The following is a 12,624-nucleotide window of genomic DNA, read 5'->3' as shown; positions in this document are numbered from 1 at the left end:
CTAATCCCAGCGTGGCACACTTGTGTTAGATAAGGAGGTATCGTTTGTCTTTGATTCCGTCACCCTGGAAAATAAACGGACTGCATTACCAGCTACTGTAGACAGAACATTTTTAGCTGTAGTGACAAAGTCATCTGTTTTTTTAACTGACCCTTTTAACTCCAAGGCCAATTCTGGCAGCTCTTTCACTTCAAATTCAGACAGCAGATTTGCAAACTGTCCTGGCCCTTCTGCGAATCGTCTAAGATATTGAACAATTTCTTCTATATCATTTGTTTCCAGCAATTGTTCGAGCAAACGCTTTCGATTATCCAGAAAAACCAATTGATTCTCATCCAGCCATTGACCCAGCTTCCGATCATTTATCCTTTGGCGAAGCAAACTTTCAAAACATTGATCCACTTGTTTTCGCAAATCCATTTCATTGGTTCTGTCGATCACACTCATATTGTAATGCATTAACGCTTCATGAATGTTTAAATAAAATTCCGAGGCCAATGCAGCTTTTAATTTTTCCTCAGCAGAAAACAAAGGATTTCTATGTGCCGGAGGGAATTTATGAATCGCTTGTTTACCTTCTTCATCGAAAGGAATGACATATTGTGGTCGCTTAGGCGTAAAAAAACCATGCCAACCATAAAAATGACAACGTTTAAACCAGCAACGTAAGCCTTTAAAATATCCTTTCATTTTTGAAAGTTTCCATTCAAATTCCGCCTCCTGCTTTGCTTTATTGATGATACGCCCTGTTTCAAAAGGTAAAGCCTCTTTTAAAGCGTATGTGCATTTTTGAATTAAGCATTCATACTGTTTTCGTTGGCCATAGTGCTTAACCGTTTCTTTGGCATCTACTTTTAATAGATTTAAAAACACTTCATCATCATGTAGAGCGGGATGTGCCAAAAAAGCGCTGAAGATTGTTTTTCTTACTTTCTGCGATACGTTGTCCTCGTTCATTAACCAAGAGGTGCTGTATAACGGACGCAAATCCATATTCTCATACTCATAACACATGAGGTAATCATCCAGCAATTTAGAAAGCACCGACCCTTTTCCCTGGAAGTGCACTAAATAATAATCGATAACTTTAAGAGGCATCTCTTTTCTTTTCATCTCTTCGATAAGTTCGTTCTCATTTGCTATTTTTTTATCCGCTTTATTTTTTTCCTGTTTTTCCCAAAGAACTTCAAAAGATTCTGCCAATAATCGATTAATTTTTTCTTTTGATTTTTCCGCTTGTAGTGAAATGAATATATTTGCTCTGGATAAATTAAAAAAATGTTCATCATAAAAAAGGCGGCTCTCTGAAACCTGTGCCGCTAATCTCAAGTACTGATTCATGAGATGAGCCGTTTCTTTCTTCAAATCCGCAAAATCTTTATCAGCACTTAAGGTTAATAACCATGGAATAATTTCATTGGAAAAAGAAGATTTGTTTTTTTTAAAACGATGATACATTGAATGAATGAAATTTTTTAAAACAGGCGAATTCTGCCCATTTATATATAATTGGATAGCGTGACGCAAATGAGTTTCATCACAGTGTCTTAAAAATGACTCCTTATTGATGCTCGTTGCAAACAAGTCGGCATGATGAATAAGGCGTGTAATAAGCTCTTTTTTTAGATGAGTATCCAATTTATTCAAATAGGAGAAAAAATAAGTATGAGCAATTTCTGTAATATAAGACAATATCTGCATGGCATTTGGCATATGAGTGAAATGGGCCAGCCAGTAATCGATAACCGCAGGTTCAGGATAACGTTCTATCAAGGCATTCAACTGTGTTTTATTCCAAACATGAAAATAACGCACCGAACACAACAACCCTACGGTTGCCTCAGGTGATAACTGACTAATGATAGCCGGCGTTAATTGATGCGGGTCAATTTGCTGTAGTAAGGCTTGCAGTCGTGGTTTTTGCCGTTTTTCCGTGGATAATTTTTTAATAAAGGATGGCTCTGCCAGGGCTTTCAGGTAATCATCTCGTCCGAGTAAGTGAATGATCAATAAAGAGCGCAATTTTTTATCTTCACTCTCCTGTAAAAGTTGTAAAATCGTTTGAAAAGGAAATGCTTCCTTAGCAAGCCTTTGCAGAAAGTCTATTCGCGCATCTTCACTGCTGGCTAATTGCTGAATGCACTCAGGTTTGTTTAGCGCTTGCCGAATAAATGCATAAGAATCGTCCTTATTGGCAAACATCACGCTCCATGGCCCGCTTTGCAAAGCAATTTTGACCAGATGTGAGATATACTCGGAATTGAACCCTTCAATGCAGGTTAAACTTTGACAGAACCAATGAAGTTGTTGCAAATTAAACTCACCCATCTGCTCTACCCCCTCGCATAGTGGCTTCATCAAGCCCTGGTCTGAAATATACTGCAGCAATCGTTGCAACTCTTGGGTATGCTCGGAACTGAATTCCGTTATTTGACTGAGCCAGGCCATAAAACCATTAATCAATAGCTGTGGACTGTCATCCAGCTCAGCAGACCAGGTTAACCAATAATATTGAATTAAAGGATATTGCCCTGGTTTTTTCAGTAAAAACATATCTAAGCTAAGCATATTCATCGTCAGTCGATAACTAATAGGAGCTTCACTGCATTGAGACTTAAGCCAATGTAGGGCTATATCAAGGTTATTTTCATCAGTGCTCGCCGAGTGTTCTTTTTTTAATCTTGCAAGCTGATGGAATACACTGACATCAGCGATAAATGCCTGCTTTTCCAATATGGACTCACTGGCAAACTCTGTATTCATTAATATTTCTGCATCTTCCTCCGGATGGCTCATTAATAACAAACGTAAAATAGCGATAATTTGCTTACTTGTATGAGAAGAGAGTTTGGAAAAAATAACAGTATTCATCTGTCTTAATGAGGTCATCGTCTCAATATTGTTCTGATAACATAATGTTTCTAATTGTTTCTGCAATTGCTGCTGACAAAGTGTTTTATAGTTGCTATTAATGAACAGTTGCAGCAAAGTTTGATGATTTTCGGGATTTTTTAATGCTTCTGCGAGGATGTACTCTACTAAATCAGAATGAAGATGATGAATGATATACTTTGTTTCAGAACCTTCTTTCAATAAAAACTGGCTAATGAGGTTTAAAAACTCAGTTTTGTTGCCTTTCCTGGTAAACAAGGCTCTATAACTGTTTAAGCAATTGGTCACCAATTCTTTTGTAAAGCATTGTGGAAACCCCTGCAACAAACAAGACAGCCTTTGTCTGTTTTTCTCATCTCGAGCATAACTGAATGCCAATCTTGATAATTGTTTGCAGCGATAGGCTAAAAATTCCTCGCAGGCATCAAATCGCTCTACATCGGCCAGTAGCCATTCAATGTTCAAACCGTTATCCATCACTATAGGAAGTAACTTTTCAGGCTCAAATTGAGAGGAATTGCTTATTTTTTTGACATCAACCGCCAGTTGAAGAACATCTGACAGAAATATAAGATTCAATGCACGGGCAACCTCGGATAACTTCTGTAATTTACCAGCATCAAAGCCTGATAAATGCGTGAGGACATCTTTCATGGATTTTTGATTGCGCAGAAAGCTCATAACCTGCAGCGCCGTCTGAAAAAAAAGTTGCTTTTGCTGAAAAAGACGAATGGCTTTGTAGGCCTTTTCTGGGGACAATGATTGCAGATAAGCCTTTAAATATCTTTCCTCAATTTTCGCTGATAAGGGGGATATCAGTATTTGATCAAATAAAAACTGATAAAATGTCACATCCTTTGACAAATGCCGATCCGTTAACGCGGTATACAAAATTTGATGGAATTGATGCTCCATGCTTTCTGACTTTGATGTTGACTCCTCATCAAAATAATAACTATAGGCATTCAGCAAAAGCTGCTGATTTTCTTTTACTTGTATTCTCCTTTTAGGGGAGCACGGTTCAAAACAATGATATAAATAACTGGAGGTGTAATTTCCAATAATATCGAGTTTTTGTTGATAGCGCTCTAATATCTGACGTATGGCTTGACAGTGTTCAGGTGCAACAGGCTGCAATCTTTCAATATAATCTTCTAACCATAGAAGCAGCTGATTGGATAAATCAATATCAAAGGTTAAAGGAAACCTGACTTCCTGATATAAACGACTTTCCTTGATTTGTTCTTGAACAGATGGTTCTGCTTCCGAATAATAAATCAATACATCCAGTAATGCATTATAAAGCAATAATTGATGATGCCAGCGCGCAGCCACAAGGCTCTTTATCACCACATTTTCACTATTTTCAAAAGGTTTGAGCAGCCTGGCTAAATTCTGCCAATTCCGGCTAAGCTGAAATTGCTGGGTAAGCGCTTCACGGATTAATTCTGAAGGCAGTTGAGTTAAGAATGCTGTGCTGCATAAATGTCCTCTTTCAGGATGGATTATGGCTTCTGCCAGGAAATCATACAGATAGCTGCCTGGAGTTAAAGCCATATCCAAAGCAGGACGAGAGAGATAATTCTCTATAAATTCACGATAATACGTTTTTTGACTGATGATGCGATTTAAAATGCGTTTATTCTCTTGTTTGACGGTAAAATTAGCCAGTGCTGCAAGGGACAAATGATTGACACTCCAACGAAAAAGCAGTTCAGACAATTTTTTTTCGTCATAATTACAATAGGCAAAAATTTCCTCAACAAGGGCTATGCGTATTTCAGGTGGGCTGTTTCCGTTAAGAATTCTAAGAAGCTGCTCACCGGACGTGATGGCCGTTATCAGTTCAGCTTTTTCTGTTTTATTAAGCCCTGTCAATCCATTCTTATGGGAAAGAAGGGTTTTCAGGATAAGGGGATCTTCCTTTTTTTCATGGTAAAGCAAATAAAACTCTTTGACCGTCAAATAATTTGCCAAAATAGGTAACGCCACCACTTGCACAGGATAGTAATGAGCATCCAAACATATTTTTTTCGCCAAAACGATTTTTTGCTCATGCGGTAAATGCTCAGATAGCATTAAAAACTGATCAATATTCATCGAAGCAGGCGGAGATATGAGTAATTGCATAATAAACTGCTGAAAATCCACATTACTTCTCAATTCAGCTTGAAATGGACCTGTGATATTGTCCATTAATAATTGCGTTAGAGGGTGTTGATGAAGCAGATGAGGTAAGCGCTCAAAATTAAGATTTTTAAGCCAGCCAGTCATTAGGTTTGTAAAAGAATCTGTAGGCAGAAGCTGTTTTGCCCAATGAACATCCTGATAGCAGAAACGAGTCAGCAAATTCAACATTAATCGCCGACATTCATCCTGTTGACTCGCTTCCTCAGCATGATCAATAAGAGAACCAAACAATTGCAATTGTTTTGACATCAATTTACTGTCTTCTGAACGTCTGGGACTTAATTGCTCCACCATCATGAGCAAAAACACATTGAGCACATGAACAGCGGGAGGATTCACAGCTCGTGAATGGATAAGGTTCAATGTCTGCTTAATAAACTGCTTTCTCCACTGCAAATCAAAACGAGAAATGTTCTGATGTAAGTGAACGAACAACCAGATACCGTCATTTTCTTCCGCAAGTTCCGCAAATAGACTGGCCATTCCTTCGGGCGATTGAAAAAATTCTTTAGATAAAATCTGCTCAATCAGCCCATCCTTCTCGGGCAACAGGATCAATAATCGACCAATGTTCAATGACTCTTTATGAGGATATTGAATCAACAAGTCGAACCAGTAAGGAAAAGATGAATTGAGAAGTTCAAGGGGGGTATGGCGAAAGAACCAATGCCAGTGATGCTCTGACAGTTGAACGAAAACAGTCTCAAAATACCTGGAGTTGAGAATTAAGTCATAGGCTTTACTCACAAGTATGGGATTGAAATGAGCCTTTTCAACCGCATTAAGCAGTTGGCGGATAAATAAAACATTCTCTGAAACACTTCTTTCATCCAATAACTGTTTTGCCTTTTGCCAATTGCCAAGTGTTTCCTCATGTACTGAATGAATGAGTAAAGGCAGCAATGCTTCGTTCGAAATATCAGAGGGCAAAGGGCTTTGAGTTAATGCCAATAAACGCGCCCCTTGTGCAGGATTATCCTGCAAGCTGTCTTGTGTTGCCAATTGACATAAGATCGGATCGAAAGTTTGAGGTTGTTTTAATTGTTTTATAAAAACCTTGAAGTATTCATCAGTATATTTATTATCCTTTTTTAAAAGATTCCAGCAGCTTTTTTTTAGTGAGGCATAATTTACACGACCGATCTCATCTCGGTTGCCTCCTGTCTGCTCAAGGTGGTTAAAAATAAGAATCAATTTATCAGGCGATTGGCGGAAATGACTTAACCAGATAAAGGCCACTTTTTTGATGTCCGTGCTACTGAGAAGGGTAGCATTTAAAATTCTGTCAATTCGTAAAGCCAAGGCTGCTGAAATAGATGTCCAGGAGACCCATGACCACAATGTGGAGTCGGTAAGTGACAATTCATACACACAATCGGGATCTTCTAAAATGTTCTGCGCGAGTATGGGAGTAAAGGGCTGTTCAGTCCACTGATGAATATTTTCTTTTTTATCTTTTGACAGAGGTAAACGTCGACAAAACAAAAGCAGTACCTGATGAAGTGTATTTTTAAATTCGCTGTTTTCTTCACTTTTATTCAATAACTCATCAATTAAGGTCAGTAAATTCTTATCATCCAGTTTTTGGATTAAATCATTCAGTAACTCTTGATGGATGGCGGGTGTATTCAGTAATAAATAAAACAGCTGCGGATGTCTATCTGATTCAGAGAATAAAGTTTTAAATATATCATAGCTTGGAGCAGGCGCTTTTTCCTGGACCATTAAAGTATAAAGCATGACCAGATCTTCACTGCTTAAGTTTTGGAGCAAAGGTAAAAGCAACTCGCTTTTCTTCCAGAAATTACAAAGAAAAGCACAGCAATATGGCAATAAACTTTTTTTATTAGGAAAAATCTGCAATGCAGCCGTTAACCAGTAACTCTGTAGCAGAAGATCACCAGCCACCTGTTGGGTGACTTCTTTGACCAACTGTTCTATTGCAGGCTCAGGCAGTCTTTCAGCGGCTTTTGCCAAGGCCATCAACTCACTGAAGGGCTCATTTGCTTTTTTGATTCTTTGGCAAAAAACAAAGATAAAATTTTCAAATAGAAAGGAATAGGCCCGCTGTTGGACAGCTATATGGTTCATTGCCAACATATGGCCTACAAAATCAGGCAAATTTTCCTGTGGTATATTCTCCAGAAGTTTAATATTCAGTTTACTGTCATTCAGTTTACTGTTCGTCAAAAAATTGATAAGAAAGTTGTTGTCAGTGTCAGCTGCCTGAATACAACGGTTGATGAAATCTACAGAACCATTAATTTGATAACATTCATCCAGCAAATGAATCCTGTCTTTTATTGTTGGGTGTCTGTCATGCTTTAATTTTATATATTTGCTGAAAAGCTCAATCGACTTGTCTGAATCAGCTTTAGCTAAAACCTTTGCTAATTCAGGTAAAACCATTTTTTTAAAGACACCATCCTGCCAGTCATAACGTGTGTTTTGCTTGAATAAATCTTCAATGATTTTTTGTCGTTGGCTTTCATTTTCAACATGACGTAGCCGATTAATAATGATCAAATTAGCTAAAAAAGGATTATCATTTATCAGCAAAGACAATTTAAAATCCGGATTACTGGCATGGATACATAATGCCGTTAATAACACTTCGTATTTCAACTGATAATGACGATTTATTTTTTGAGAACTACGATCTTTTTGTGAATCAAAAATCAGATCGGATGACTGCTGATGCAGCTCAAGTAGAATATCACCCAGTTTCTGAGGATTAACGCGGGCAATTAAAGCATTTAAGTCATTCGCTGCAATAGGAAATGGTGACAGCAGCAAAATACTGATGAGTTCATTGCAATCGTCATTACGCAACTCCTCCTTTTCAAGAATAAAGGCCACCATGGTTTTCATGCATTCGGGAGAAAGTTCCGCAGAAGATGTGAGGCGTTTGAAAAAAGCTTTACAAATATTAAACGGTAACTCATCAAGAACAGCAGACATGCTCTCAGGAGAAAACTCCTGTTCTACAGCACAGGTCAGTGAAATCAGTACCTCTTCCCAAGCCATAACCTCGTCAGGTAAAGTTGCTCTCAAATAGCCTATCTGTTCACGACAAGCCTCGGCATCTTTCTTTGCAAACAACTTACAAAAATCAACCATACCCGCTCTCCCTGGTTATAAGAAGATTTTGTCAGTCTTTCATCATTCGTTGCCAGGACTTACATACAAACCCACCCTCTTCGTATAAAAAATTTTCAATTCAGTCATTTAGGATCAGTTGACATTTCGTTTCTTGATCTTGCTCAAGTGCCTACGTGCCGCGATTTATCCGCGGCATCCATGAGATCTCTGGATACCGCAGACAAGCCATGGTACATAGAGACTATAGAGCAATTGTCAACAGGCTCTAGTGCGCCTAAATTTTTTCGTTGAAATTTTCTACCTCGCTTTAACGTTTTTCGTGAGTCTTGTTTGTTCTACTGAACGCAATGATAAAGCTTAACTGTTAACCATTAATCCTTCGTATGCTGCAAGCGTCGCCCCCGGGTTATTGACATACTGTTTCTAATTCATTTTGACGAGCAGAATCTGTTTTTAGACTATTTAACCTCAACTCGACGTAAGCATCATACCTAAGCAAGATACGATTTATCGAAGTTTAGGTATGATGCTTACGTCGAGTTGAGATTATTTAGATCTTTAACATCCAGAATAACGCTTTGAAATAAAAATTCAAGATGTTTTATTTTTGCCAAAAATGTCGTGAAAAAAGGATGAGTAAAGAAAAGATTTCCAAACGCCCTGCCAACATGGCAAAAATGAGCAGCCATTTACTTGGACCATTCAAATCGACAAAGGAGGTACTAATACGACCGATACCAGCTCCAGCATTAGCTAATGTAGCTGTAATGGCCGAAAAAGAAGTGACAAAATCATTACCGAAAGCGATAAAAATCACCATCAATAACAAAAAAAGAGCGATAAAAACTGAAATAAAACTCCACATCGACTGCATAACCTGATCAGGCAATGTCTGTCGTCCGAATTTAACTGGCACCACAGCATTTGGATGCAACAGACGGGCCATTTCTCGCTTGCTTTGTTTATATAGCAAAAGTGCACGAATCATCTTAATGCCGCCACTTGTCGAGCCCGAACAACCGCCGACAATGGCGAGAAGCATAATTAACACAGGAATATAAGTGGGCCAGGAACTGAATGGTGCGGAAATAAACCCTGTGGTTGTTGCTAATGAAATCACATTAAATAAACTTTTAACTAAGGCATGATGACTGGCATGCATATTAAAATAATTATAAGCCACGAGGCTCACGGTTATTATCCAGCTTGCAAACAACAGTGTAGCAATATAAAAACGAAATTCTTCATCCTGCCAATAATGCAAAAGTGTGCCTTTTTTAAAGACCAGAAAATGTAAGGCAAAATTTGTACCGCCTAATAACATAAAAAAACAAGCAATTAATTCAATCAAATCGCTATGATAATAAGCAAAGCTGGCATCATGCATTGAAAATCCGCCAGTTGATACAGTAGCGAAACTTTCTCCTAAAGCATCAAACCAATCCATACCGGCTGCCCAGTAACAAACCATACACAGCAATGTTAAAAACACATATATGGACCATAAAGCCTTCGCTGTCTGTGCTATTCGTGGGGTCAGTTTCGCATCCTTCATCGGTCCTGGTGTTTCTGTGCGAAAAAGCTGCATTCCACCAACACCTAACATGGGCAAAATGGCCACGGCCAATACAATAATTCCCATCCCGCCTAAAAACTGTAGTTGTTGGCGATAAAATAATAAAGCATTAGGTAATTCATCCAGACGGGCAATCACACTTGCCCCAGTGGTGGTGAGTCCTGAAATGGATTCAAAAACAGCATCCGTTATGCCTTTTTTAAAATCAATAGTGATAATGAAAGGCAGTGAAGCAAAGAAAGAAAGAACCGCCCAAAAGAGGCTCACGATCAAAAAACCGTCACGTGTTTTTAATTCCTGCTGCTCATGCCTAAATAACAACCATAACAACAAACCAGTAAAAAACGTCAGGGCAAATGCAGATAAAAAAGGAAACCATAAATGTTCATGAAAAACAATATTGATTAATAAAGGCGTCAACATGCTCAGGCTAAAAATCATTAACAGAACACCCAGCAGACGCAGGATGGTTTTTATTTGCATCTTTATCAGCTCATAAAATTCAATTTGACTTGAAACAGTGATTCAACCTGGCGAACATAACGTTTCTTTAATATCACCAAAATAACGTGATCGCCAGCTTCAAGAACCAAATCATTGCTGGCCATCATGACGGTTTCATCACGCAAAATAGCGGCAATGGAACAACTCGATGGTAAGGAAATTTCATCCAACCTGCGTCCTACCACGTTGGAAGTGACCTCATCGCCATGAACAATCAATTCGATTGCTTCTCCTTCATCGTTCTGCAAACGATGAACTTTTACCATATTACCACGGCGCATTTTCGTCAAAATACTCCCTATGGTGATCAATTGAGGGGAAATGGCATGATCAATGCTACTGTCCTCAATCAACTCAACATAGGCTTTTCGATTGACTAAAGCCATGGTATGGCGGGCACCCAAACGTTTAGCCTGTAGACAGGACATGATATTTGCCTCATCATCATTGGTGACAGCACAAAAAACATCGGTAAATTCAATATTCTCGTTAAGCAACAGATCCCTGTCTGCAATATCCCCTTGCAAAACGGTCGATTTATATAAACGTTCGGCCAGTTCAGAGGTACAAACCGGATTATGATCGATGATTTTGATTTTGTAATTTTTTTCTAATGTCTGAGCAAGATGAGCTCCGATATGACCGCCGCCAGCAATGATGATTCGTCGATTGGGATGCATATATCGTCCCAAAGCAATTAAAACCTGTTGAATAGCCTGAGAAGAAACCACAAGCAGTACATCATCGCCTTTCTCAATCACACTGTTTTCCTCAAGCAGTGTTTCTATCTGATTCCTGAATACGGCAACGATGCGAGCATCTATGTTTGCCAGCAGTTCATGCAACTCCCTGATTGTTTTACCTGTCATAATGCCTTTTGCCGCAGACTTTATGGTGACCAATAATATTTTACTCTCGGCAAAATCAATGAGTTGAGACACCCCTGGATAATGAATAAGATTTTCAATATGCTCTGTCACCAGCATTTCAGGGCTGATAAAAACATCTACGGGAATATGATCATTGGTAAATAACTGGGGATATTGGTAGTAATTTTTTGAACGAATCCTTGCGATTTTATTGGGAGTTCGAAAAAGACTATATGCTATCTGACATCCTATCATGTTAACTTCATCACTATTGGTCACAGCAATCAGCATGTCGGCCTGCTCGATACCAGCTTGAATCAATACATCAGGATGAGAAGCTGAGCCTTGTATCGTTTGAATATCCAGACGATGCTGTAACTCACGAAGTCTTTCTTCATCGAGATCAATCAAGGTGACGTCATTGTCTTCATTGACTAGATTTTGTGCAAGGGTGCCCCCTACCTGCCCGCCTCCTAGTATAACTATATGCATGGCATCAATTCCCCTTCATATACAAAGGTGGCAGGACCTGTCAAAAAGACATCTTCGCTCATCTTTGACCAGCTAACGGTTAAATCACCTCCCGGTAAACTAATGTTAACCGGACTGGTCAGCTGATAAAAACATCGACCTACAACAGCCGCTGCCACAGCGCCACTCCCACAAGCCAATGTCTCGCCACAACCGCGTTCATAAACTCTTAATTTAATATAATTTTCCGAGGTTAATTGCATAAAACCCACGTTGACTTGCTCAGGAAATAAAGAATGCTCACTGATTTCTTTTCCCAATGCTGCAACTGGCGCTTCATCCACATCATTAACCAGGATAACGGCATGAGGGTTACCTACATTAAGGGCATGAAAATGCCATATACTTCCCTCCAGCGATTGGAAGGAATACAAGGAAGCCTGTTGCTCAACGGCCAGAGGAATCTCTTTAGGTACAAAGCGCGGCTTACCCATGTTAACGCTCACTGAGCCATCCTCATTAAGGAATAGTTGCATGCGAGTCGTTGACGTGGCTATGGTCATGGACGATTTATCCGTTAAACCGTAATGCTGTAAAAAACGTCCCAGACATCGTGCACCATTACCACACTGTCCTACTTCCTGACCATTGGCATTGAAAATTCGATAATGGAAATCAACACCTTCTTCCCGTCCTGCTTCCACCACAAGACATTGATCAAAACCAATGCCGGTATGACGATTGGCCAAACTGGCCATGTTTATTTCATTCAATCTCAGCTTCTGATGAATGGCATCAATCACGACAAAATCGTTGCCTAAACCGTGCATTTTTGTGAATTTTAGACCCATAGATTTTACTCTTTAACGATATAGGCATTATTTTTAGGCTCGCCAGGCAAATAAAGCGGTCCTTTTTGACCGCAGGAGACCAGGAATAATCCTGCAAAAACAATGAAAATAAGGGGTATGGATTTCATAAAAAATCATCCGTAAAAAAGAGGATTATATGAAATTTATT

At 39.0% G+C, this 12,624-nt stretch carries 5 protein-coding genes; all 5 read right to left on the bottom strand.

Annotated features, from left to right (window positions below; genetic code table 11):
• Positions 1 to 8,202: a hypothetical protein gene (locus E4T55_RS09090; RefSeq protein ID WP_058502648.1), complete on the bottom strand. Its 8,202-nt coding sequence runs from the start codon at positions 8,200 to 8,202 to the stop codon at positions 1 to 3.
• Between the two features lie 583 nt (positions 8,203 to 8,785).
• Entirely contained in the window at positions 8,786 to 10,243 is a 1,458-nt protein-coding gene (locus E4T55_RS09085; protein WP_058502649.1) for a TrkH family potassium uptake protein, read from the bottom strand.
• A gap of 5 nt (positions 10,244 to 10,248) precedes the next feature.
• The gene (trkA, locus tag E4T55_RS09080) at positions 10,249 to 11,625 is read right to left on the bottom strand and encodes a Trk system potassium transporter TrkA (protein ID WP_058502650.1); all 1,377 of its coding nucleotides are present in this window, start codon (positions 11,623 to 11,625) and stop codon (positions 10,249 to 10,251) included.
• Entirely contained in the window at positions 11,616 to 12,455 is an 840-nt protein-coding gene (dapF, locus tag E4T55_RS09075; protein WP_058502651.1) for a diaminopimelate epimerase, read from the bottom strand. Before dapF ends, trkA begins: the two co-directional genes overlap by 10 nt.
• A 5-nt stretch (positions 12,456 to 12,460) precedes the next feature.
• Positions 12,461 to 12,583 (bottom strand): LPS translocon maturation chaperone LptM, encoded by a 123-nt coding sequence (lptM, locus tag E4T55_RS09070; RefSeq protein ID WP_082636573.1) that lies wholly within the window; start codon positions 12,581 to 12,583, stop codon positions 12,461 to 12,463.
• Between the last annotated feature and the right edge of the window lie 41 nt (positions 12,584 to 12,624).

The organism is Legionella israelensis (genome assembly GCF_004571175.1).
In the GTDB taxonomy this organism is placed as follows: Bacteria; Pseudomonadota; Gammaproteobacteria; order Legionellales; family Legionellaceae; genus Legionella_D; species Legionella_D israelensis.
This window is presented reverse-complemented; position numbering and strand designations above follow the sequence as displayed.